Below are 22,819 nucleotides of genomic sequence, written 5' to 3'. Positions count from 1 at the left end.
ATTCATTTGGCTCTTCTTTTTTTAAAATGGATTTACTTTGGATTAAAACACATCCGATTATTAAAAAAATATTCTCCAATTATGTTTGGAGCATACCCACTTCTGAAAAAAAAGTATTTCTGACTTTTGATGACGGACCAATACCGGAAATTACCGATTGGGTTTTGAATCAATTAAAAACATATGATGCAAAGGCTACTTTCTTTTGTATTGGTAATAATGTAGAAAAAAATCCTGAAGTTTTTTTAAGAATTATTGAAGACGGTCATGCTATAGGCAATCACACTTTTAACCATGTAAAGGGATGGAATACCTCAAACAAAACTTATTTCAAAGAAGTAGAAATGTGTGAAGTGGAAATTCAAAAATCGCCAATGGTCAATCTTAAATCTAGATTATTCAGACCACCTTATGGAAAAATAAAACCCTCACAATCCAGAAGATTGCGAAGATTAAGATATAAAATAATTATGTGGGATGTTTTAAGTGCCGATTACAAAAAGGAAATTTCTAAAGAAAAATGTTTAGAAAATGTAATTGACAATCTTGAACCAGGCAGCATAATTGTCTTTCACGATAGTATAAAAGCATTTCAGAATTTGGAATATGTACTTCCAAAAACTTTACAGTATCTATCCGAAAACGGATATCAATGTGATATAATCCGCTAAACTAGACTTGCTCTTGCACTAATCCAATGATGGTGTTGGCATCCAACTCACCGGATTGTCTCCAAACCATTTGACCGTCTTTATAAATCATTAACGTAGGCAATCCTTTAATACGTAAAGCATCAGCTAATTCCTGATTTTTATCAACATCAATTTTTATCACTTTTGCTTTATCTCCCAAAGCAGCAGCCACATCTCTAATTACAGGATGCATCGCAACTGAAGATTCGTTCCACTCGGTATAAAAATCAATTAAAACCGGAACATGAGCATTAATAAGTTCACCAAATTTTGACATAAATTGACAAATTTTTATTCGAAATTAAACCTATTATTTAATAAATAATATACAAATGTAGCATTTTTAACGAATTACACTACTTTTTCTGCTTTTTTTAGTTCAATAACCGTAATTTCAGGCCAAATTCCTACTCTTCCGGGGTAGGCATGAAAGCCAAAACCTCGATTTACATAAATGTAACGCCCCACATTTTCATATAATCCGGCCCATTGTTTATAAACATATTGCACCGGGCTCCATTTGAAGAAACCAGGTATTTCGATTCCAAATTGCAAACCATGCGTGTGACCGGATAACGTTAATTGAAAGTTTTGATCATTGTTTTTTACTTCATATTCCCAATGACTTGGATCGTGGCTCATTAAAATCTTAAAATCAGTTTGGCTTAAACCGTTTGATGCTTTCACCAAATCACCTGCTTTTTTGAAACTCTTTCCCCAGTTTTCAACACCAACTACTGCAATTTCATCCGTTCCATTTTTTAATTTTATATGTTCATTCATCAACAACTTAAAGTCAATTTGACGATGTAAATCCTTAATCGCTAAAAAATTATCTTCTTTTTCCTTTTGATTTGGCCAATCAATATATTCACCGTAATCATGATTTCCTAAAACAGAATATTTTCCAAACTTTGGATCATGGATTTTCTTGAAAGTATCAATCCAAGGATGCATTTCACTAGCATGTGTATTCACAATATCACCAGTAAACAAAATCATATCTGAGTTTTGTTCATTAATCAAATCAACAGCATATTGAATTTTTTCAGGATCATCAAAACTTCCGGAATGAATGTCTGAAATGTGCGTAATGGTCGTTCCGTCAAAACTATCCGGTAAATCCGGAAAAAACAAAGTTTGTTTAATGACCTTGAAATTATACTTTCCTTTAGTCATTCCATACAACAGAGATAAAAACGGAACAGCTGCCACACCAAGTGCAATTTGACTTACGAATTTTCTTCTTTCGGGCAAGAAAGAATTTTGGTTTGTATTTCCTAAAAAATGTGAAATCGTACCGGAAATGATTCGATAAAAATCTTCTCCAAACATAATGGTGGTCAGAATCATTTTTGGAATGTATACAATCAAGACTAATCCAAGTGTAAAAAGTGTTTTAGGTGTTTGTCCAACACTTCGATCAAATTGGGTAAAGGAGTAAATAATGTAAGCTAGAATAACAACACTCAATATAATATAGGTATACTGAACCCATTTGATGCGACTCAAGGTTTTGAAAGCCTGAAAGGCATAAATTTCTATTAGAAATATAAATGCTAAGAAAATTAATAATCGGAATATCACAAGAAATTTTTAAGCAAAGTAACGAAGTTTCAATTGGTTAATAGTTAATAAATAATTAAAATTTAATGGATTGAAATCCACTCATTCTTTGGAATAGTTTTGCTATTTTTACCTTTTTAATATTTCAATATGTCAACGCAAAAACGCCTTTTTCTTCTCGATGCTTACGCTTTAATTTTTCGTGGGTATTATGCTTTTATCAAAAATCCGCGAATTAACTCCAAAGGAATGGATACCTCAGCCATCATGGGCTTTATGAATTCCTTAATGGATGTTATTCGTCGCGAAAAGCCTGATCATTTGGCGGTTGCTTTTGACAAAGGAGGAAGCGATTACCGTTTAGAAATGTTTCAGGAATACAAAGCCAATCGTGACGAAACTCCTGAAGCCATCAAAATTGCGGTTCCGTATATTCAGGAATTATTAAAAGCCATGCATATTCCGATTATGGAAAAAGCAGGTTTTGAAGCCGATGATTTAATTGGAACTCTAGCCAAACAAGCCGAAAAAGAAGGTTTTCAAGTTTTTATGGTTACGCCCGATAAAGATTTTGCTCAGTTGGTTTCCGAAAATATTTTTATGTACAAACCCGCTCGAATGGGGAACGATATTGAAATTTGGGGAATTCCTGAAGTATTAGCCAAGTTTGAAATTGAACGTCCGGAGCAAGTGATTGATTATTTAGGAATGATGGGCGATTCTGCCGATAACATTCCAGGTTTTCCGGGTGTTGGTGAAGTCACCGCCAAAAAATTATTAAAAGAATTTGGTTCGATGGAAAATCTATTGGAAAACACCGATAAATTAAAAGGTGCTTTAAAAGATAAAATTGAAAAAAACAAAGAACTCGGAATTTTATCCAAAAAACTGGCTCGAATTCTACTCGATTGTCCCGTTACTTTTAATGCCGAAGATTTTGAACTTTCTAAACCCGATGTTCAAAAAACAGATGAAATTTTTATGGAATTAGAGTTTCGTCAAATGAAAACTCAATTCGATAAATTATTTGGAAGCGGAAAAGAATACGATGAAATCGATACAAATGGCAATGACAATAACAATGACAAAAATCATCCCGAAGCATCGGGACTAAAGAAACCAGTCGCAAAAAAATCCAACGAAGATCAATTTGATTTATTTGGTTTTAGTGATGATGATTCGGATGAAGTGAGAACAAATTCGTTTTATGCCACGTTAGAAACGACTGAACATTTTTACCAAATCGTGCAAGGTGATTTACCTGTGAAGTTATTGATGCAAAATTTAATGAATCAATCTTCAGTTTGTTTTGATACTGAAACAACGGGAATTGATGCGTTGAATGCGGAGTTAGTTGGTTTAGCACTTTCTTGGGAAAAAGGAAAAGCTTTTTACGTTCCTTTTCCTGAAAATCAAGAAGAAGCTCAACAATTAATGGAAAAATTCCGTCTGTTTTTTGAAAGTGAAACGATTGAAAAAATTGGTCAGAACCTTAAATATGATTTGAAAATTTTAGCGAATTATGGCATTTCTGTCAAAGGAAAATTGTTTGACACGATGATTGCACATTATTTGATCAATCCCGATATGCGTCACAACATGGATGTTTTATCGGAAACGTATTTGAAATATTCGCCAAAATCCATCGAAACCTTAATTGGAAAAAAAGGTAAAAATCAAAAATCAATGCGTGATGTCAATTTGGAAGAAATTAAAGAATATGCTGCCGAAGATGCTGATATTACGTTTCAACTAAAAGAAATTTTCAGCCCGATTTTAGACAAAGCCGAAACGAAGAAATTGTTTGATGAAATCGAAATTCCCTTAATTCCGGTTTTAGCCGCAATGGAATCTGAAGGAATTCGATTGGATGTTGATTTTTTGAAAAAAATGTCGGTGGATATGCAAAAAGACATTACTGAATTTGAACAAAAAATCTATGAAACGGCTGGCGAAAAGTTCAATTTAGCTTCACCCAAACAATTGGGCGATATTTTATTTGACAAATTAAAAATCGGAGGAGCCAAACAAAAGAAAACCAAAACCGGTCAATATGCCACCGGCGAAGAAGTCTTGAGTTATTTGGTAAATGAACACCAAATTGTGAAAGACATTTTGGAATGGCGACAAATGGTAAAGTTGCAAAGCACGTATATTGATGCGTTGCCTAACCAAGTAGATCCAAAAACGCAGCGTGTTCACACCGATTATATGCAAACGGTTGCGGCAACCGGACGATTAAGTTCGAATAATCCGAATTTGCAAAACATTCCGATTCGTACCGAAAGAGGGCGATTAATCCGAAAAGCATTTATTGCCAGAGATGAAAATTACACCTTAGTTTCTGCCGATTATTCGCAAATAGAGCTTCGAATCATTGCCGCTTTATCAGGCGAAGAAAATATGATTAAAGCCTTTCAAAACAACGAAGACATTCACAAAAGTACGGCTGCAAAAGTGTTCAATGTTCCGCTGGAAGAAGTCACTAAAGAACAACGAAGTAATGCTAAAACGGTGAACTTCGGAATCATTTATGGTGTTTCGGCGTTCGGACTTTCCAACCAAACCAATTTGTCCCGAAAAGAAAGTGCCGAGTTGATTGATGCCTATTATGCCACGTATCCAAAACTGAAAGCCTATATGGCAAACCAAGTTGATTTTGCCCGAGAACATGGTTATGTACAAACCGTTTTAGGAAGAAGACGTTATTTAAAAGACATTAATTCTGCGAATGCTATGGTGCGAAGCGGTGCTGAACGAAATGCCGTGAACGCACCCATTCAAGGTTCTGCTGCCGATATTATTAAAATTGCGATGATTAATATTCATCAAAAATTGACTTCAGAAAACTGGCAATCAAAAATGTTATTGCAAGTGCACGATGAGTTGGTGTTTGATGTTCATAATAGCGAATTAGAAAAAATTCAACCGATGATTAAGTACGAAATGGAAAACGCTTTTAAATTGAATGTTCCGTTGGATGTGGAGTTGGGGATGGGAAGAAATTGGTTGGAGGCTCATTGATTTTAGTGTTCAGTAAGCAGTTTTTAGTATGCAGTTAAATTTTTGAACAAAGTATTTCAATAAACAATAATGTATGAAAGTCAATCTTAAACTTTTGGTAATCATTTTAAGTTTAGAAATTCTTTACTTGTCTTTATTGTTTATAATTTTGCTTTTCTCTTTTTTTATGTATTTTGGATCTGGTGCAGGTGCAGAAAGTCAAATTGCAATTACATCTGGGAAAATAGGAAATCTAGTACTCGTTTTACCTCCCATATTATTTAATCTGTACAAAATTAAAATATCACATTCAGAACAAAAAAGTATAGTGGCTAATACATATGTAACGGCTACTTTTTTATACTGTGCATTTGTGTTTTTTATTTTTAAAAGTGGATTTTTAAGTTCGTAAATTATCTTTTCCGAATTCCAGTCAAATAAAAAAACCTTGTAAAACAAGGCTTTAGCATAAATTTCCGAATTCCAGTCAAATAAAAACCTAAACTCTCCTAGTCGAATCCCGTTGTCTTAATTCCGTTTTCACAACCGTAGTTTTATACGTTGGTGTTTCTTGTTTTCGTTCGAGTTTTTCGATTAATAATTTAGCGGCTTCTTCACCAATTTCAGGTCCGTGTTGGCTGATGGTAGATAAACTTGGGGTTAATCTACGTGACCAAACGCCGTCTGCAAAACCAATAACACACAATTCATCCGGTATTTTAATTCCTTTTTGAATAGCAATTTTCATCGCCATGGTGGAAGCGTGTTCGTCAACGGCTAAAATTCCGTCAATTTCTTTTTCGGAAATTAATTTTTCCAAACGGGCATCAAAATCCGTTTGACTGTCGGTTTTTATAATGTATCGAGTGTCAACTTCCATTTTATTATCCTGCAAAGCTCTTTCATAGCCCAACGCTCTGTGTTTTCCGACACTTAAATTATCAATACAAGAAAGCAATGCTATTTTTTTGCATCCCAATTTTATCAAATGATTAACGGCTTCAACCGATGATTCAAAATCATCTACAATTACTTTATCACAATTTACATCTTCCATAATACGGTCAAACATCACAATTGGCAGACCTTCACGAAGGATTTCTTTAAAGTGTGAGGAAACATTTTTAGTTTGTGATTCTTCCGCAACCGAAAGAATAAAACCATCAACGGTACCGTTGCTCAACAAATCCATTGCTTGTTTTTCTTTGTTATGGGATTCATTGGAAATATAGGTGATGACATTATATCCTTTTTCGTTGGCTTTCTTTTCGATTCCACTAAACACTTTAGCAAAAAAAGGATTTAAGATATTCGGAATAATAACACCAATTGTATTTGTACGTTGATTTTTCAAATTCTTAGCCATTGTATTTGGCTTGTAATTCTGAAGCTTAGCATACTCTTGTACCCTGATTTTGGTGGGCTCACTAATTTCATGACTATCGCTCAATGCTTTGGAAACCGTTGAAACGGAAATTCCTAAATCTTTTGAAATCTGCTTTAACGTGGCTTTTGGCTTCATATATCTTAAATTTAAGATGTAAAAATAATAAAATTATGCATAGATTGACGTTCAAAAGTTGCTTACTTGCTCCAAAATTGATGAAAAGATAAATTTGAAAGTAAAAATAAATGAAAATCAAATTGGATGAAAGCCTATGTTAAGTAGCTAAATTCAATAGAATTAAACACAAACTTGAGCAAAAAACGAATCAAAAAAAATAAACTCAAACAGCTATTTGCTTTTATCATAATTAATTGTACTTTTGCAACCCCTTTATTGGGGATGGAATGTTTAATTAAAATAAATTATTGTGAACACATTAAGCTACAAGACAGTTTCAGCCAACAAAGCTACCGCAGATAAGCAGTGGATTGTTGTAGATGCTGAGGGTCATAACTTAGGTCGTTTAGCTTCAAAAGTAGCGATGCTATTGAGAGGTAAATACAAGCCTAGTTATACTCCGCACGTTGATTGTGGGGATAACGTAATCGTTATCAACGCAGAAAAAATCAACCTGACTGGTAACAAGTTGGATGACAAAACGTACATCCGTCACACAGGTTACCCAGGTGGACAAAGAAGCTTGACTGCTAAAGTAATGCAACAAAAAAACCCTGCATTATTAGTGGAAAAAGCTGTAAAAGGAATGTTACCTAAAAACAAATTAGGAGCTCAACTATTCCGCAATTTAAATGTAAATGTTGGTACTGAGCACAAACACGCTGCTCAACAACCAAAAACCGTTAACTTAAACGATCTAAAGTAATGGGAGTTATTCACAAAATCGGTAGAAGAAAATGTGCTGTGGCACGTGTTTATGTTTCAGAAGGAACAGGAAAAATCACCGTAAACAAAAGAGAATTTGAAAACTACTTCCCAACAGCTACTTTACAGTACAAAGTGATGCAACCAATGTCGATGACAGAAAACGCAAGCAACTTTGACGTGAAAGTAAATGTTTATGGAGGTGGAACAACTGGTCAAGCAGAAGCTGTGAGAATGGCTATTGCTAGAGCAATGTGCGAGGTAGAGGCTGAAAACAGAGCTATCTTGAAACCAGAAGGATTGCTAACAAGAGATCCTAGAATGGTAGAACGTAAGAAATTTGGACAGAAGAAAGCTCGTAAGAGATTCCAATTCTCTAAACGTTAATCGATTTACAAAATTATTATTAAAAAAGTTATTGTTGTTATTATTCCGAAATAATCGGAAAATTAGTTTAGCATCTAAATGGGTTGAAAAAAAGTAAAGGGTAATTGGTAAAAGGTAATTGGAAAATCTTCTTAAACTTTTAAACCTTAAACTTTTAAACTTAAAACACATTGCTAATCAACAGAACGTAAACTAGTACAAAAATGGCAAACAAAGTTGAAGTTAAAGACTTGCTAGAGGCTGGTGTTCATTTTGGACACATGACTCGCAAATGGGACCCAAACATGGCTCCTTACATTTATATGGAACGTAATGGTATTCATATCATTAACCTATATAAAACAGCTGCTAAAATTGAAGAAGCAAATGAAGCTTTGAAAAAAATTGCAGCTTCTGGTAGAAAAGTACTTTTTGTAGCTACCAAAAAACAAGCAAAAGATATCGTAGCCGAAAAAGCAACAGCCGCTAACATGCCGTATATCACAGAAAGATGGCCTGGTGGAATGTTGACTAACTTCGTTACTATCCGTAAAGCTGTGAAAAAAATGGCTTCTATCGATAGAATGAAGAAAGATGGCACTTTTAATACTCTTTCTAAAAAAGAAAGACTTCAAGTAGATCGTCTTCGTGCTAAACTAGAGAAGAACTTAGGTTCTATCGCTGATATGTCAAGATTACCTGCTGCATTATTTGTAGTAGATATCAAAGCTGAACACATCGCAGTAAAAGAAGCTCAAAAATTAAACATTCCAGTTTTTGCAATGGTTGATACTAATTCAGATCCTCGTGAAGTGGATTATGTAATTCCAGCAAATGATGATGCTTCTAAATCAATCGATAAAATTTTATCTTTAGTAACCGGTGCAATTATTGAAGGTCTTTCTGAAAGAGGATCTGAAAAAGAGGCAGACGTTGTAGAAGATACAGTAGAAGAAACAGTAGCTGCCGCTCCAGTTGCAGAAGCTGAAACAACTACAGAAGAATAAATAGTATAAATTCCGATAGGAAAATTCCAAGTTCCAAAAATTGTCTTTTTTAAAATTGATGATTTAATAAAATTGGAATTTGGAATTTGATTATCGGAATTTGTTTTTTTACAAAAAAAATTTAAACTTAAAAATAGATACAAAATGGCAACAATTACTGCTGCAGACGTAAATAAATTAAGACAAACTACAGGTGCCGGAATGATGGACTGTAAAAAAGCTTTAGTTGAAGCTGATGGAGATTTCGATAAAGCTATACAAATCCTTAGAGAAAAAGGGCAAAAAGTAGCCGCTAACCGTTCTGACCGAGAGTCATCTGAAGGTGCTGCTGTTGCTTTTATAAATGCAGACAAAACCAAAGGTGCTGTAATTACTTTGAACTGTGAAACAGATTTCGTTGGTAAAAACGAATCGTTCGTAGCTCTAGCTAAAGCATTGGTAGAAAAAGCAATCAATTTTTCTTCAAAAGACGAATTTTTAGCTTCTTCATTTGACGGAAACATGACCGTTGCTGAAAAATTAATTGAGCAAACCGGAGTTATCGGAGAGAAAATTGAAATTGGTGGTTTTGAAATTTTAGAAGGTGCTTTTGTTGGGTCGTATGTACACGTAAACAAAATCGCTGCTTTAACTGCTATTTCATCTGCAATTGCTGATGCTGAAACGTTAACTAAAGACATTTCTATGCAAGTAGCTTCAATGGGAGCAGATACTTTATCATACAAAGATTTTGATCCTGCTTTCGTTGCTTCTGAACTTTCTGCTCGTATTGCAATTATCGAAAAAGAAAATGAAGAAGCAGCTCGTTTAGGAAAAACATTGAAAAATGTTCCTAAATATATTTCTTATTCTCAATTAACAGAAGAAGTTTTAAAACAAGCAGAAGAAGATGCTAAAGCAGAATTGAAAGCAGAAGGTAAACCAGAGCAAATTTGGGACAAAATTATTCCTGGAAAAATCCAACGTTTTATCTCTGACAACACTACTTTAGATCAGGAAAAAGCTTTGTTAGATCAAAACTTTATCAAAGATGATAGTAAAAAAGTGGGGGATTATGTTAAAGGTTTCAACGTTGAAATTACAGGTTTCAAAAGAGTTACTTTAGGATAATTTCTATAGAATATATTATGCTAAAACCTCAATTGTAATGATTGAGGTTTTTTGTTTTTAATAATGACGAAAAGTTGCTACTTTTAAAACTTACTTTTAGATTCTAACACCTGTCAGGTTTTTAGAAACCTGTCAAATGTAAAACTTCTAAATATTTCTTTTATAAACCCATATAATCTACTTTCAAAAAATGCAACACAACGATCCACTTCACGGAAAAACATTACAATCTATTTTAGACTATTTAGTTGAATTTTATGGTTTTGAAACCTTAAGTCAAAAAATAAAAATTAGATGTTTCACCGAAAATCCTTCCATCAAATCAAGTCTAACTTTTCTAAGAAAAACCGATTGGGCAAGAAAAAAAGTGGAAGAATTATATTGTGAAACGATTTCGAAAAAGAAATAAATACAAAATCCCATCACCATGGCAGCGATGGGATTTTTAAACAAACAAATAAAACCTATTAACTAAAATTGAACGTTTCGGCTAATTCTTTATACACAATTTCTCCCTGAACAATATTGAGCCCTTTTCCTAAATCCGGATAGCGTTCAGTCGCCGCTTTCCATCCAAGTTTGGCTAATTTCAAAACATACGGCAACGTAACATTAGTTAAGGCTAATGTTGACGTGTACGGAACTGCTCCCGGCATATTGGCCACACAATAATGCACAACATCATCAATAATATACGTTGGATTCTCGTGCGTGGTTGCGACAGTCGTTTCAAAACAACCGCCTTGGTCTACTGCTACATCCACCATTACTGTTCCGGGATGCATTTCTTTTAACATATCTCTGGTTATTAATTTTGGAGCTTTTGTACCGGGAATTAATACCGCACCAATTATCAAATCGTGATTCTTAATGTGTTTTCTGATATTATATTCACTAGAAAACTCAGTCACAACATGACTTGGCATTACATCATTTACATACCGAAGACGTTTCATATTGATATCTAAAATCGTAACATGTGCTCCTAAACCGGCTGCCATTTTTGCGGCTTGAATACCAACAATTCCAGCTCCTAAAACCAACACTTTTCCCGGTGGAACTCCAGGTACGCCTCCCAACAAAACACCTCTTCCTTTGATTGGTTTTTCTAAATATTTTGCTCCTTGTTGAATGGCCATTCTACCGGCTACTTCAGACATTGGTGTAAGCAATGGCAATGAACCATCTGTTTCTTCAACTGTTTCATAAGCAATGCAAACTGATTTGGAATCAATCATTGCTTTTGTTAATTCTTCGCTTGAAGCAAAATGAAAATAGGTAAATATGATTTGGTTTTCTTTAATCAAAGCGTATTCTTCGGAAATAGGTTCCTTTACTTTCACAATCATATCTGAATTAGCATAGACTTCTGCGGCAGTGGGAACTAAAATCGCTCCCACCACTGCATAATCCGTGTCAAAAAAACCACTTCCAAATCCAGCATCTTGTTGTACGTAAACCGTATGGTTGTTTTTTATTAACTCAAAAACACCTGCCGGAGTCATTCCAACGCGACTCTCATTATTTTTAATTTCCTTCGGAACCCCTATTTTCATGATTAAATTTAATTATTTATTATTCAAATTTATAACTTACCCCTTAAAAATAAATACCTTAAATTCATTTTTATGTAATTATTAATTAAACACCCCTAATTTTAAATTTTTTAATTTTTAAGCAATTGATTTTCTATATTTGTTAAAATCAAACTCAATATGGAAGCTAAAACAAGATGTGCTTGGTGCGAAAAAGATGATTTATACCGCAATTATCATGATGAAGAATGGGGAAATCCGGTTTATGACGACCAAAAGTTGTTTGAATTTTTAATTTTAGAAACCTTTCAAGCCGGAGTGAGTTGGCATTTAATTCTAAAAAAGAGAGAAAACTTCAGAAAAGCATTTCTCAGTTTTGATTATAAACAAATTGCTTTATTTGGCGATTATGAAGTACAAGAATTGATGAAAGATGCCGGAATCATTCGAAATACTTTAAAAATTAAATCTGCCATTGCAAATGCAATAGCGTTTATGAAAGTACAAGAAGAATTTGGATCGTTTTCTACATTTATTTGGAATTATGTAGATGGAAAACCAATCGTGAATCATTTTACTTCTTTTAGTGAAGTGCCGGCTTATACTCCTTTAGCAGAAAAAATCAGTAAAGATTTGAAAAAAAGAGGTTTTAAATTCATCGGACCAACAACAATGTATGCTCACATGCAAGCCACCGGAATGGTAAATGACCACTTTTTAGATTGTTGGAAAAGGAATTAAAGGGAAGACTTTAAAATTTTGATATAGTTTTGTCTTGAAATTTCAAAAGCTCCTAGTTTTTCTAAATGGCTGTTATGCACTTGACAATCCAATAGGTGATAATTTTCAACATTCAGCTTTTGAATCAACGTAACAAAAGCCACTTTGCTTGCATTTGAGACCAACGAAAACATACTTTCGCCACAAAAAATTTTACCTAAATCAACTCCATATAAGCCACCAACTAATTCATCATTTTGCCAAACTTCAACCGATTTAGCAATTCCTAATTGATGCAACTGTAAATAGGCTTCCAACATTGAATTGGTAATCCAAGTCCCTTTTTGTCCGCGACGTTTGATGGATTGACAATTGGTGATGACTTCTTCAAACGCAGTATCAAAAGTCACCTTAAAAATATTTCGATTGATAATATTCCTTAGACTTTTTGCTACTTTATATTCTCTTGGATTCACCACCATCCTCTCCGGCGGACTCCACCAAAGAATGGGTTCATCATCATCAAACCAAGGGAAAATACCGTTTTTATAGGCAAGTAATAATCTTTCTGCACTCAAATCACCCCCAACAGCTAAAATTCCTTCCGGAGAAGCTTCCGATACTGGTGGAAAATATAATTCTTTTGTTAAAAAATACATATTTAAAAAAAACTAAAAAAAATTCCAAACTCCAAAAATAGTACGATTTGGAATTTGGAATTTGTTCATTCAACATTTTATTGCTTAAAATGGTAAATCGTCGTGCTCTTCTTCATTGAAGTTAGTAGCGGGTTCAAATGCTTCAGCAGCCGGCATTGGTGGCATTTGAGCTGCAGGAGCTTCTGCTTGTAATCTCTCTATTTTCCATCCTTGAATATCGTTGAAGTATTTAGTTTCCCCTTGAGGACTTACCCATTCTCTCCCTCTTAAATTGATGGATACTTTTACGGCTTCACCCACTTTATAGGCACTTAATAAATCGCACTTATCTTGCACAAAATTGATGCTGATAAACTGAGGATATTGCTCTTCAGTGGCTACCACTAATTCTCTTTTTCTAAAGGATGCACTAACTTGTTGTTCTGCATTAATCACTTTGATTTTTCCTGTAACTTCCATAATCTTGAATTTTAATATTAATAATTGGCTTATACTACACTCGTTTGGCTAATAATACTTTCCAAGCGGATAAAGCGTCTTGATTGTTGAGAAATTCTTTCGCTTTCAACTGCACCTTCTCTTCATCGGCAGAACTCAACACACCTTTTACTTGGATATTTTCCTTTACAAATATATTAATTTCTTCGGTGGTTGGCAAACTTTCTACATTTCCTAACATTCCTAAATCATTTCCGCTAAAAATGGGACTTTCTTTAATAAAATCAGGAATGTTATCAACCCCAATTCCTAATGTGGTTAAAGGTTTTGGTATTTCAAAAAGTCCTTGGTTGGCTCGCGAATACCAATTGGCCCCCATTCGAGAAACCAAATCAATTTTATGTTGGTCAATGTTTCCGTTTTCATCTAAAACTGATTCATTGATGTGCATTTTAACCACTTCACATATAATCAAATTACCAGCTCCGCCTTCTGTTCCTAAACTTATAATTTGATTGATTTTACATTCAAATTGAACCGGACTTTCGGCCACTCTAAATGGTTTGACAACTTCAGAAGGCAACATTGTCAAACCTGACTTCAAAAATTCATTAACTCCATCAGGATATTCTGTACTGGAAAGTGACATTTGTTGTACTATATCATAATTTACTACATTAATCACCACTTCTTTTGTAGCTTCACAATTAATCAACGTATGTTTAATTGAATTATCACGAACTCGTCTTGCCGGAGAAAAAACCAAAATTGGCGGATTCGCACTAAACACATTAAAAAAACTAAAAGGAGACAAATTCGGATTGCCATTTTTGTCCATTGTACTCGCAAAAGCAATTGGTCTCGGTCCAACCGAACTTTGCAAAAACCCTTGTAATTTTAGCGGAGAAATTTCCTTTGGTGAAATGCTTACCATCATATTTGAATTTTTACAAATGTATAAAATAGGCGACTATTTTGAAGTGAAATTTTCCATTCCAATTAGATTTTTATTACTTTTATCGTAAATACCAATCTATGCAATTTTCTGAAAGCCGAAATGTAACCCGATGGATAATCATTATCGCTTCTTTTGTTATTGTTTCGCTCATTCTTTGGAACACCTATTCCTTTTTTCAACGGTTCAAAGAAGACGAACGATTGAAGATGGAATTGTGGGCACAAGCTCAAATAACCGTGAATAATTCTTTGGATGAAGATGTAACTCTCCCACTAAAAATCATCAGCAACACGAATACTATCCCAATTATTGTAACCAATGAAAAAGATAGTATTATCAATTATACCAACATTGATGATATCGACATCAACGATACAATAAAATTAAAAAACTACTTAGAAAAACTCAAAAATGAAAATGAACCTATTGTAATGCAATATGCAAAAGGGAAGTTTCAATATTTGTATTATGGAAATTCTTCATTGTTGAATAAATTGAAATTTTATCCACTTGCCTTGTTATTGATTATCTTTTTATTTGGCTTGCTGGTGTTCAATTTTTATCAAACTTCAAAAATTGCCACTCAAAATAAACTTTGGGCCGGAATGGCTAAGGAAACGGCTCATCAAATTGGCACACCATTATCTTCATTAATCGGGTGGTTAGAAATTTTAAAAATGGAAAATGTTACAGATTCCACTATTAAAGAAATTGAAAAAGACATTACTCGTTTACAAACCATCACCGATCGATTTTCAAAGATTGGTTCAGAACCCATCATGGAAAAAATTGATTTAGTAAGCGAAACGCTTCAATCATATGAATATTTAAAGTCACGTTTTTCAAAACAAATTGAGTTTAGCTTTTTAGCCCCCGAAAAAATTATATATGTCAACTTAAACCCAACATTACACAGCTGGACAATTGAAAATTTAGTTAAAAATGCTATCGATGCAATGAAAGGAAAAGGTACACTTGCTTTGAATATTATTGAAGAAGAAAAAGAAGTGAAAATTTTTATTTCTGACTCAGGTAAAGGAATTCCGAAAAATCAATTTAGAAAAGTTTTTGAACCCGGATTCACCACCAAAAAACGTGGTTGGGGATTAGGCCTTTCCCTAACAAAACGGATTGTTGAAGAATACCACAAAGGAAAAATTAAAGTTTTTCAATCCGAAATTAATAAAGGAACCACGATGATGATTAACTTCAAAAAGGCATAAAAAAATCCTGAAGCATCAGGATTGTATTTTATAGTTCATTTTTAATTTTTTGAGCAGTGCTTTCAAACTCTTCTTTTGTCATTGCTACTTTCCTTTGAAAACGCATGTCCTCCATTTCTTGCAAGGGAATCAAATGCACATGAACATGAGGAACCTCTAACCCGATAACTGCCATTCCAATTCGTTTACACGGTATTGCTTTTTCCAAAGCAACAGCAACTTTTCTGGAAAACTGCATCAAAGACAAATAATGGTCTTCTTGCATGTCAAAAATCTTATTGATTTCTTGTTTGGGCACACAAAGTGTATGACCAACAGCATTTGGATTCACATCTAAAAAAGCGATAAATTGATCATCTTCGACAATTTTATAACATGGAATTTCTCCAGAAATAATTTTTGAAAAAACACTGGCCATAGCTTTGAATTAATCTCTTGTGATTTCTAATATTTCAAACTTCAAAACACCGTTTGGCACTGTAATTTCAGCAATATCCCCAACCGATTTTCCGAGTAAACCCTTTCCTATTGGAGAAGTTACTGATATTTTTCCAGCTTTTAAGTCGGCTTCACTTTCTGCAACCAAGGTATATTTCATTTCCATACCGTTGGCTTGGTTTTTTATTTTTACTTTAGAAAGCACCAATGCTTTTGACAAATCTAATTGTGATTCATCAATTAATCTTGCGTTAGCATATACTTCTTCCAATTTCGAAATTCTCATTTCAAGCAAACCTTGAGCTTCTTTTGCGGCATCATATTCTGCATTTTCTGACAAATCTCCTTTATCTCTCGCTTCTGCAATGGCTTGTGATGCTTTTGGTCTTTCAATATGTTTTAATTGCTCTAACTCTTCTTTTAATTTTTTTAATCCTTCTGCGGTGTAATACGATACTGTACTCATAACTTCATTTTTAATCAATATATTTTTTGTATTCTATCTTAATGACCTATACAAAAATTGGTTTTCTCACGTTTATAAAAATAGAAAAAATCCCCTTTGAGAGGATTTCTTTCAACAAAGATACTAAAATAAAGTTTACTTTAAAAATAAATCTATATCAGATGAAGTTAAATCAATACTTTTACATTTGTAAAAAATAATTTTATGAAAAAGATTTGCCTATTTCTACTTTTTGCTTTTTCACTTAATGGATGTAGTGATGATGGATTCAACAACAACAATCCGTATATCCCTAATTACCGTTTTTCTACCAATATTAACATTGATCTACCTAGTTTTAGTGCTTTAAATTTTGTTGGAAATTCAATTTATGTACCGCCGCAATTGGGTGGTTCGCCTGGTTTAATTGTTTTTAACTCAGGAAGTGGTTATTTTGCCTATGATGCTACTTGTCCTAATCAACCTGTGACTTCGTGTTCTACTTTAATTACTAACGGAGGTATAAATGTTGTTTGTCCATGTGACGATGAAAGCTACAGTTTATTTACCGGTTTAAGCACATTGAAGTATCCTTTGAAACGATACCGAGTTGAAGTAAGTTTACCCATTTTAAGAGTTTATAATTAAAATGAAATCCTGACTTTTGGTCAGGATTTCATATTTAAAACAAAAGGGTTATTCCGGTTAAAAAATTAATGCCCGCTTGAGGATAAAAACCAGCACCTTCAATAGTTGTAATGCTGCCGGAAGAATCATCATCAAACGTATAAAAATAACCATTGCTTTCGTATTTCAAATCAAAAATATTATTAATTAAAGCATTAAGTTGAATGGATTTGAAAATTTTATTCGTCTTAATTTCATAGGAAATATTCAAATCATTCACAAAATATGCTTCTAATTTTGAACTTTCTGCATTAATATTTCCCATATATTGTTCACCAACATATTTAGATAAAAACGACAATTGTAAATTTTTTATAGGAATGTAAGTCAAACGATTTGCTGCAATAAAATTGGGTGAAAAAGCAATGTTTGTTGAACCTAAATTTTGCAAAACGCCATCTCTTTGAAAAACGAAATCTTGGTTTTTATTTTGACTTATGGTGAAATTAGGTTGTAAATAGAATTTTTCTGAAAGTTTAAAAGTAGCATCAACCTCTAAACCAATTCGATAACTATCTCCACTATTGGCTCGAATTGGGGCTCCAACATCATTTAATTCTCCGGTTAACACCAATTGGTCTTTGTATTTCATAAAATACCCATTTACATTTAGTTTTGTATTCGCTGTTGCCAATCGCCAGCCTAACTCAAAATCATCCAGTTTTTCGGGTTTGGGACTTCCGTTTTCGTAGTCATTTCGGTTGGGCTCACGTTGAGCTTTGGCATACGAAAAATAAAAGTGATTTCTTTGATTCAATGTAAAAGTAATACCGGCTTTCGGATTGATGAAATTAAACGTGTCGTTTACTATTCCGGTATCTTCACCATTGGCTTTAAAACCCACATTACGATATTGAATATCTCCAAAAAGTCGCCAATTATTAGTTAAATCATAATTCAATTTTGCAAAAACATTCACATCGGTTTTGGTTGAAAAATCATCGTAATAGCGATCTCTTATTTCGCTTTGCGAAGCATATCTTGCCCAAATAATTTCGCCAAAATGAGCTCCTTCGTATTTATTGGCTCCTCCACCAAAAATAAAATCGACTTTATCTTTTTTGAAGTTTAATGAAAATGTTGTTCCATAAAAATCATTATCCAACCAACGACGACGAATTAAATCGGTTACATCGATCGTTCCTCCGCCCAACGTAATTGGATTTAAACCATAATCGGCAAAATCCTCATCTTCTTTATATTGTTCAAAATACCCTTTCCCTTTTGTATAATGAAAGGCCAAGTTCGTACTCCAATTGTCGCTCCAACTTTCATTCCAATGCAATTGATAATGATCTTGCTGATAATTATCTGTTTCATTGTCGTAAAATTTCATATTTCCTTCATCATCAAAATACATTCCGGCCACATTAAAAGTTCTGTCATTTTCTAACAATTCAAGATCTTCTAAACCATACCAAGCTTGATATGTTTTTTGAGTTCCTCCAAAAGCAAGAGCTTTGATCAAGGTGTTTTCGCCAACATACGTTCCTTGTAAAAAATACGATTTTAAGTCCGAAAAAGCTCTATCAATATAACCATCGGAAACAATATTCGATAGTCGCCCGGCAATTTCAAATTTATCATTCATTAAGCCCGTACTGAATTTTACTGTGTGCTTTCTCGTATTAAAACTTCCAAATGAATTAGAAATTTCGCCACTAGCTTCTTTAGAATATGAATCAGTTAAGATGTTCAAACTCGCTCCAAATGCACCGGCTCCATTGGTGGACGTTCCCACACCACGTTGCAATTGCAAACTTTCGGTTGAACTGGCAAAATCGGGCATGTTTACCCAAAATGTTCCTTGGCTTTCGGAATCATTATACGGGATTCCGTTGATGGTAACGTTTACTCGCGTTGCATCGGAACCACGCACACGAATTCCGGTGTAGCCCACGCCTGCTCCTGCATCGGTTGTGGTAACTACCGACGGAAGATAATTCATCATAATCGGAATATCTTGTCCTAAATTTCGAGTTTGAAATTCTTCTTTGCGAAGATTAGAAAAAGTAACCGGTGATTGAGCTGTTACGCGAACAGCAGAAACCAAGACTTCGTCTAACGGAATGTCTTTGGTTTTGGTTGAGTCTGCAACGGCTTGTTGCTCCTGCGAAAAACCGTTTAAAGAAAATAGAAAAAAACTCGCAAAGCAATACCTGCTGAACGTTTTTGTGCCAAACTGGCGATTGTTGAATAAAGTTTTCATTCGTAAAATATTACGAATAAAAGGGGCAATTATTCTTGGTTAAAAATTAAAATTGATACTCTTGACGCAGAAATAAACGTGCACTTTCATTTCTTTGTCTAATCCCTAAACAGCATTACCTGTTCTAGGTTCGTTGGGTATGATCTCAGCTCGTTATTTTGAGCACCCCTTTGAGACAGGGCAAAGATAGAAAAAGATTTTTAATGGGAAAGGAAATTTATTGGGTGATGGGTAATAGGTAATAGTTAATGGGTAATAGGAGATGGGCAATAGGTGATGGGTGATAGGTGATGGGTGATAGCTATATCATTTACCAATTACCCTTTACCCTTTACCCTTTACCGTTAACCAATCACCATTTTTCAAACATCCGGTTTCTTTCGATTCTGTTTAATTTCTGAAGTATTTCGTTTTTCGTTAATTCGTTTTTCGATCACAGCACGTGGAACTTGAGTTGGTTTTCTTTTTTTGGGAATGACTAATGCGTTTTGAATGAGTTTTAAAAATCGTTTGGTGATTATTTCTTTGTTTTTGAGTTGACTTCGGTCTTCGTCGCAATTTAAATTCAGGATTCCTTCAGAAGTTAATTTTGTTTTTAATTTTTCTGTAATTAGATTTTTTTCATTTTCTGCTAAGCTTTGCGAATTGAATAAATCAAAAGACAAAACTACTTTAGACGAAACTTTATTCACGTTTTGCCCTCCTGCTCCACTGCTTCTTACGGCTTTAAAGGATAGTTCTGATATGATTTTTTCGGTATCCATTATTGAGGTTGATGAGCTACTTTTAATAAGTCATTAACGGTTTTTACCGGATTAAAAGTGATTAACGGAACTTCAACAAAAACAGTCAACCATTTAGCCATTGCACCGTTCCAAAGCCCGGGTAATTCATAGGCTTTTAAATCTTTTCCCCCTTTGTTTTTATGAACAATAAAACCACTTGAATGATCTACAAACTCATTCAAATCAAAATTGGCACCCCTATAATTTCTAATGCCACACACTAAATCTACTGGGTTAAAATGAGTTGAACTATTAAGTATTTTCATTTGATTAACATCGTTCTCATCTATTTGTGAAGATTCTACAATTTGCAAAAAAACTAATCCTTTTCTATCTCTTACCCAAAATGGCCCACCACCGGGTTCACCTTCATTTTTTACCATTCCACATACGCGAATTGGTCGATTTAGATAATTTCTTAAATATTCAATTTTGCTCTCTTTAGTATATTTTGAAAAATCATCAGTTACTTCAAAATGTAATTTTGATTGAATAAACAAAACTATTTCATCTAATAATTCTTTAACAACATTATCCTCATCAAGTTGTCTTAAGTAACTAAAAATTTGTTGTTGCTTTTCTAATAAAATCCCGGCCAAAGCTTTTTTATACAATGCAATTTCATCAATATGATTTTGAATAACATTATCAATATTTTTAATAAATATAATATCTGCATCTAACTGATTTAGATTTTGAATCAAAGCTCCATGACCACCTGGTCTGAAAACTAAATTTTCATTTTCTTCTCTAAAAAATTGGTTATTAACATCAAGTGCGATACTATCCGTTGATTTATCTTGATATGAAAAGTTAACCCGAATTTCTACTTCGGACGTTGCTTCAATTTTTGGTTTTATTTCATTAATTACCTCTTCAAAACCCAATTGATGTTCTTCTGATACTGTAAAATGTAAATTTGTTTTTTTGTTAGAAGAAGCATAAGCAACTGCTTCATTTAAATGCTCTTCTATTGGTGTTGCAACATGTGTTTTATACTTATGAAACGGTAGGATTCCTTTAGGTTTGTTAGTAAAATTAAATCCGCTTTTTGATAATAATAATTTAATAAAGGCGTAGTTTTTAGTGTCATAACCCCAAGAATCATATTCAGGAAATGTTTTTTTTAATTGAAAGATAACATCTTCATAAAAGGGAAATTTGTCTAAACCAATTAAAAAAAGTGATAAATTTTTGGCTTTTTTTCGGTTTATGTATGCATTTATGGACTCTTCGCCTAACTTGTAATCTTGTAAAAATTCACTCAAAAACTTAAACATTCTACTGGCTGCACCAGAAGCCGGAACAAATTTTTTCAATTTAAGCTGGTTTTTTTTTGCTTCAAAAAAAGCAGCATAATAATTTGCTTCATCTTGTGGTAATGACTGAATTCCGTCGTTTAGTTTTGCCGGTCTTTCTAATTGAACAGATTGTATTCCATTAGTTAAAAAATGTATTTGCTGTTCAATTTTTTCTATGTGGATTTCTCTTTCTTCTATTTCTAAAAAATCAAAAGAATTTAATCCAAGCTTTTTAGCTTTTTCAAATTTATATATACTATTTATTGCCTTTTGTAATCGTTTCTCTTTTGAACCGGATAATTTTATGTAGGGCTTTTTGTAGTGAATTAAATTTTCTTCAAATTGTTTTAACGTCAATTCTCTATCATTTGGTCTGTCTCGTAAATCATCTTTTTCCCATGGCACATCAACATCCGTTAAGAAAAACAAATCATATTTATGTTTTTTTGCCGCTTTTTCTAAAACTTCATCACATTCACCATAATATATATCCGAAAAAACTTTTGTTACCATCAAATTAGTGTCTGTAAATAAGAAAGTATTTGCTTTTGACAATCCTTCATTTTCTAATTTGGTTTGACCAATGGCGATAGGTAACAAATCCTCTTTTTGACAAATTTGTTTATCATTGTCCCATTTTTGTTGTAGATAATCACGTGCAAATTCAGGAATCCATACCGTATTAAAATGTTCTGCCAATTGTCTTGCCAAGGTAGTTTTTCCGGTACATTCCGGGCCGTATAAAGCAATTTTTATGATGCTTGATGGCTGTTGTTTAAGATTTTCTTCCATTCTAAATACCCAAAAAAGGCAATAATAGTAAATACAAAATACTGAATTCCGGTGAAAGTATAGCCTTTGAAAAAATATAAAGGAATCGAAATAATATCACCCATAATCCAAAAAATCCAATTCTCAATTTTCCGTTTGGCCATAAGCCACATTCCAACAAAAAACAAACCGGTTGTAAATGTGTCCACATAAGCCGTCCAACTTGTAAATTTATCAAAAAAGTTGTAGATAATAACAATAAAAACAATCGTTAATACAAAAAGTATAATCGCCCATTTTTTTTCTTGACTATTCATCCAAGAAATCGGTAATTCTGATTGACCATCCTTTTTTCTAGTCCAATGATACCAACCATAAACACTCATGATGGTATAATAAAAATTAATGGTCATATCGCCTAATAATTCCCATTTCCACAATAAATAAATAAAAATTCCGGTGCTGATAATACCGGTTGGAAATACTAAAATGTTGTTCTTTTTGGAATATAAAACACTTATTAAACCAAAAAAAACAGCAATCAGCTCCAAAGCAATATCAAGGCCTGAATAGGTTTTATATTGTGAAAAGAAAAAATCAATCATGTTGGCTTACAAAAGTTCAAATTTGATAAAAT

24 protein-coding genes are annotated in these 22,819 nt (G+C 33.5%); 11 read left to right on the top strand and 13 right to left on the bottom strand.

The features are described 5' to 3' along the window. Positions 1-26 precede the first annotated feature (26 nt). Complete coding sequence (locus H601_RS0108775; protein ID WP_026711167.1) at positions 27-671, top strand: polysaccharide deacetylase family protein; 645 nt, start codon at positions 27-29, stop codon at positions 669-671. 1 nt (position 672) lies between these two features. Here the strand turns inward: H601_RS0108775 and H601_RS0108770 are convergent, their stop codons facing one another. Beyond that, positions 673-969: a thioredoxin family protein gene (locus H601_RS0108770; RefSeq protein WP_026711166.1), complete on the bottom strand. Its 297-nt coding sequence runs from the start codon at positions 967-969 to the stop codon at positions 673-675. A gap of 74 nt (positions 970-1,043) precedes the next feature. Further along, entirely contained in the window at positions 1,044-2,279 is a 1,236-nt protein-coding gene (locus H601_RS0108765; RefSeq protein ID WP_026711165.1) for a metallophosphoesterase, read from the bottom strand. 129 nt (positions 2,280-2,408) lie between these two features. Between H601_RS0108765 and polA the strand changes: the two genes are divergently transcribed. Both polA and H601_RS15495 read left to right on the top strand, forming a co-directional pair. Then, complete coding sequence (polA, locus tag H601_RS15500; protein WP_035655769.1) at positions 2,409-5,282, top strand: DNA polymerase I; 2,874 nt, start codon at positions 2,409-2,411, stop codon at positions 5,280-5,282. A 73-nt stretch (positions 5,283-5,355) separates the two neighbouring features. After that, positions 5,356-5,673, top strand: coding sequence for a hypothetical protein (locus tag H601_RS15495; RefSeq protein ID WP_026711164.1), 318 nt, complete (start codon positions 5,356-5,358; stop codon positions 5,671-5,673). An 87-nt stretch (positions 5,674-5,760) separates the two neighbouring features. Here the strand turns inward: H601_RS15495 and H601_RS0108745 are convergent, their stop codons facing one another. After that, entirely contained in the window at positions 5,761-6,783 is a 1,023-nt protein-coding gene (locus tag H601_RS0108745) for a LacI family DNA-binding transcriptional regulator (protein WP_026711163.1), read from the bottom strand. 292 nt (positions 6,784-7,075) lie between these two features. Between H601_RS0108745 and rplM the strand changes: the two genes are divergently transcribed. The 5 genes from rplM (at position 7,076) to H601_RS0108720 (ending at position 10,422) form a co-directional block, all read left to right on the top strand. Next, positions 7,076-7,531 carry a 50S ribosomal protein L13 gene (gene rplM / locus H601_RS0108740; protein WP_026711162.1) on the top strand — a complete coding sequence of 152 codons (456 nt, stop codon included), beginning with the start codon at positions 7,076-7,078 and terminating at the stop codon, positions 7,529-7,531. Then, a complete protein-coding gene (gene rpsI, locus H601_RS0108735; protein ID WP_026711161.1) occupies positions 7,531-7,917 on the top strand; it encodes a 30S ribosomal protein S9 in 387 nt (128 codons plus the stop codon). The genes rplM and rpsI overlap by 1 nt, the downstream gene beginning before the upstream one ends. A gap of 203 nt (positions 7,918-8,120) precedes the next feature. Beyond that, a complete protein-coding gene (gene rpsB, locus H601_RS0108730; protein WP_026711160.1) occupies positions 8,121-8,903 on the top strand; it encodes a 30S ribosomal protein S2 in 783 nt (260 codons plus the stop codon). A 144-nt stretch (positions 8,904-9,047) separates the two neighbouring features. Continuing rightward, a complete protein-coding gene (tsf, locus tag H601_RS0108725; RefSeq protein WP_026711159.1) occupies positions 9,048-10,013 on the top strand; it encodes a translation elongation factor Ts in 966 nt (321 codons plus the stop codon). A gap of 190 nt (positions 10,014-10,203) precedes the next feature. After that, positions 10,204-10,422 carry a VF530 family protein gene (locus tag H601_RS0108720; RefSeq protein ID WP_035655764.1) on the top strand — a complete coding sequence of 73 codons (219 nt, stop codon included), beginning with the start codon at positions 10,204-10,206 and terminating at the stop codon, positions 10,420-10,422. Between the two features lie 58 nt (positions 10,423-10,480). On the opposite strand, the gene ald is transcribed toward H601_RS0108720, so the two are convergent. Beyond that, the gene (ald, locus tag H601_RS0108715; protein WP_026711157.1) at positions 10,481-11,569 is read right to left on the bottom strand and encodes an alanine dehydrogenase; all 1,089 of its coding nucleotides are present in this window, start codon (positions 11,567-11,569) and stop codon (positions 10,481-10,483) included. A gap of 159 nt (positions 11,570-11,728) precedes the next feature. Here ald and H601_RS0108710 point away from each other — a divergent pair, with 159 nt between their 5' ends. Next, positions 11,729-12,289 carry a DNA-3-methyladenine glycosylase I gene (locus H601_RS0108710; protein ID WP_026711156.1) on the top strand — a complete coding sequence of 187 codons (561 nt, stop codon included), beginning with the start codon at positions 11,729-11,731 and terminating at the stop codon, positions 12,287-12,289. On the opposite strand, the gene aat is transcribed toward H601_RS0108710, so the two are convergent. The 3 genes from aat to H601_RS0108695 form a co-directional block, all read right to left on the bottom strand. After that, entirely contained in the window at positions 12,286-12,927 is a 642-nt protein-coding gene (gene aat / locus H601_RS0108705) for a leucyl/phenylalanyl-tRNA--protein transferase (protein WP_026711155.1), read from the bottom strand. The two genes, H601_RS0108710 and aat, sit on opposite strands and share 4 nt — an antisense overlap. Before the next feature lie 84 nt (positions 12,928-13,011). Next, positions 13,012-13,386: a DUF3127 domain-containing protein gene (locus H601_RS0108700; protein WP_026711154.1), complete on the bottom strand. Its 375-nt coding sequence runs from the start codon at positions 13,384-13,386 to the stop codon at positions 13,012-13,014. Positions 13,387-13,420: 34 nt separating this feature from the next. Continuing rightward, positions 13,421-14,299 (bottom strand): flavin reductase family protein, encoded by an 879-nt coding sequence (locus tag H601_RS0108695; RefSeq protein WP_026711153.1) that lies wholly within the window; start codon positions 14,297-14,299, stop codon positions 13,421-13,423. A 101-nt stretch (positions 14,300-14,400) separates the two neighbouring features. On the opposite strand from H601_RS0108695, the gene H601_RS0108690 reads away from it, so the two are divergent. Beyond that, positions 14,401-15,546 carry a sensor histidine kinase gene (locus tag H601_RS0108690; RefSeq protein WP_026711152.1) on the top strand — a complete coding sequence of 382 codons (1,146 nt, stop codon included), beginning with the start codon at positions 14,401-14,403 and terminating at the stop codon, positions 15,544-15,546. Positions 15,547-15,574: 28 nt separating this feature from the next. On the opposite strand, the gene H601_RS0108685 is transcribed toward H601_RS0108690, so the two are convergent. Continuing rightward, positions 15,575-15,964: an HIT family protein gene (locus tag H601_RS0108685; RefSeq protein ID WP_026711151.1), complete on the bottom strand. Its 390-nt coding sequence runs from the start codon at positions 15,962-15,964 to the stop codon at positions 15,575-15,577. Between the two features lie 9 nt (positions 15,965-15,973). Continuing rightward, positions 15,974-16,450, bottom strand: a complete 477-nt coding sequence (greA, locus tag H601_RS0108680) for a transcription elongation factor GreA (protein ID WP_026711150.1) — start codon at positions 16,448-16,450, stop codon at positions 15,974-15,976. Between the two features lie 204 nt (positions 16,451-16,654). Here greA and H601_RS0108675 point away from each other — a divergent pair, with 204 nt between their 5' ends. Beyond that, positions 16,655-17,077: a Rieske (2Fe-2S) protein gene (locus H601_RS0108675; RefSeq protein WP_026711149.1), complete on the top strand. Its 423-nt coding sequence runs from the start codon at positions 16,655-16,657 to the stop codon at positions 17,075-17,077. Between the two features lie 34 nt (positions 17,078-17,111). Here the strand turns inward: H601_RS0108675 and H601_RS0108670 are convergent, their stop codons facing one another. The 4 genes from H601_RS0108670 to pnuC form a co-directional block, all read right to left on the bottom strand. Then, entirely contained in the window at positions 17,112-19,325 is a 2,214-nt protein-coding gene (locus H601_RS0108670) for a TonB-dependent receptor (RefSeq protein WP_026711148.1), read from the bottom strand. Between the two features lie 362 nt (positions 19,326-19,687). Next, positions 19,688-20,089 carry an alternative ribosome rescue aminoacyl-tRNA hydrolase ArfB gene (gene arfB / locus H601_RS0108665; protein WP_026711147.1) on the bottom strand — a complete coding sequence of 134 codons (402 nt, stop codon included), beginning with the start codon at positions 20,087-20,089 and terminating at the stop codon, positions 19,688-19,690. Continuing rightward, positions 20,089-22,203, bottom strand: coding sequence for a DUF4301 family protein (locus H601_RS0108660; RefSeq protein ID WP_026711146.1), 2,115 nt, complete (start codon positions 22,201-22,203; stop codon positions 20,089-20,091). Before H601_RS0108660 ends, arfB begins: the two co-directional genes overlap by 1 nt. Continuing rightward, positions 22,164-22,787 carry a nicotinamide riboside transporter PnuC gene (gene pnuC / locus H601_RS0108655; protein ID WP_026711145.1) on the bottom strand — a complete coding sequence of 208 codons (624 nt, stop codon included), beginning with the start codon at positions 22,785-22,787 and terminating at the stop codon, positions 22,164-22,166. Before pnuC ends, H601_RS0108660 begins: the two co-directional genes overlap by 40 nt. Positions 22,788-22,819: the final 32 nt, after the last annotated feature.

Origin of the sequence: Flavobacterium filum DSM 17961 (assembly GCF_000425465.1) — a bacterium.
In the GTDB taxonomy this organism is placed as follows: domain Bacteria; phylum Bacteroidota; class Bacteroidia; order Flavobacteriales; family Flavobacteriaceae; genus Flavobacterium; species Flavobacterium filum.
The sequence above is the reverse complement of the archived record's forward strand: the minus strand, read 5'-3'. Positions and strand labels throughout refer to the sequence as shown.

Excerpts from the sequence above, each read along its gene's own strand:
- H601_RS0108775 (WP_026711167.1), top strand. The coding sequence starts at position 27 with ATGGATTTACTTTGGATTAAAACACATCCGATTATTAAAAAAATATTC.
- H601_RS0108770 (WP_026711166.1), bottom strand. The coding sequence starts at position 969 with ATGTCAAAATTTGGTGAACTTATTAATGCTCATGTTCCGGTTTTAATT.
- polA (WP_035655769.1), top strand. The coding sequence starts at position 2,409 with ATGTCAACGCAAAAACGCCTTTTTCTTCTCGATGCTTACGCTTTAATT.
- H601_RS15495 (WP_026711164.1), top strand. The coding sequence starts at position 5,356 with ATGAAAGTCAATCTTAAACTTTTGGTAATCATTTTAAGTTTAGAAATT.
- H601_RS0108745 (WP_026711163.1), bottom strand. The coding sequence starts at position 6,783 with ATGAAGCCAAAAGCCACGTTAAAGCAGATTTCAAAAGATTTAGGAATT.
- rpsI (WP_026711161.1), top strand. The coding sequence starts at position 7,531 with ATGGGAGTTATTCACAAAATCGGTAGAAGAAAATGTGCTGTGGCACGT.
- rpsB (WP_026711160.1), top strand. The coding sequence starts at position 8,121 with ATGGCAAACAAAGTTGAAGTTAAAGACTTGCTAGAGGCTGGTGTTCAT.
- tsf (WP_026711159.1), top strand. The coding sequence starts at position 9,048 with ATGGCAACAATTACTGCTGCAGACGTAAATAAATTAAGACAAACTACA.
- H601_RS0108720 (WP_035655764.1), top strand. The coding sequence starts at position 10,204 with ATGCAACACAACGATCCACTTCACGGAAAAACATTACAATCTATTTTA.
- ald (WP_026711157.1), bottom strand. The coding sequence starts at position 11,569 with ATGAAAATAGGGGTTCCGAAGGAAATTAAAAATAATGAGAGTCGCGTT.
- H601_RS0108710 (WP_026711156.1), top strand. The coding sequence starts at position 11,729 with ATGGAAGCTAAAACAAGATGTGCTTGGTGCGAAAAAGATGATTTATAC.
- aat (WP_026711155.1), bottom strand. The coding sequence starts at position 12,927 with ATGTATTTTTTAACAAAAGAATTATATTTTCCACCAGTATCGGAAGCT.
- H601_RS0108700 (WP_026711154.1), bottom strand. The coding sequence starts at position 13,386 with ATGGAAGTTACAGGAAAAATCAAAGTGATTAATGCAGAACAACAAGTT.
- H601_RS0108695 (WP_026711153.1), bottom strand. The coding sequence starts at position 14,299 with ATGGTAAGCATTTCACCAAAGGAAATTTCTCCGCTAAAATTACAAGGG.
- H601_RS0108690 (WP_026711152.1), top strand. The coding sequence starts at position 14,401 with ATGCAATTTTCTGAAAGCCGAAATGTAACCCGATGGATAATCATTATC.
- H601_RS0108685 (WP_026711151.1), bottom strand. The coding sequence starts at position 15,964 with ATGGCCAGTGTTTTTTCAAAAATTATTTCTGGAGAAATTCCATGTTAT.
- greA (WP_026711150.1), bottom strand. The coding sequence starts at position 16,450 with ATGAGTACAGTATCGTATTACACCGCAGAAGGATTAAAAAAATTAAAA.
- H601_RS0108675 (WP_026711149.1), top strand. The coding sequence starts at position 16,655 with ATGAAAAAGATTTGCCTATTTCTACTTTTTGCTTTTTCACTTAATGGA.
- H601_RS0108670 (WP_026711148.1), bottom strand. The coding sequence starts at position 19,325 with ATGAAAACTTTATTCAACAATCGCCAGTTTGGCACAAAAACGTTCAGC.
- arfB (WP_026711147.1), bottom strand. The coding sequence starts at position 20,089 with ATGGATACCGAAAAAATCATATCAGAACTATCCTTTAAAGCCGTAAGA.
- H601_RS0108660 (WP_026711146.1), bottom strand. The coding sequence starts at position 22,203 with ATGGAAGAAAATCTTAAACAACAGCCATCAAGCATCATAAAAATTGCT.
- pnuC (WP_026711145.1), bottom strand. The coding sequence starts at position 22,787 with ATGATTGATTTTTTCTTTTCACAATATAAAACCTATTCAGGCCTTGAT.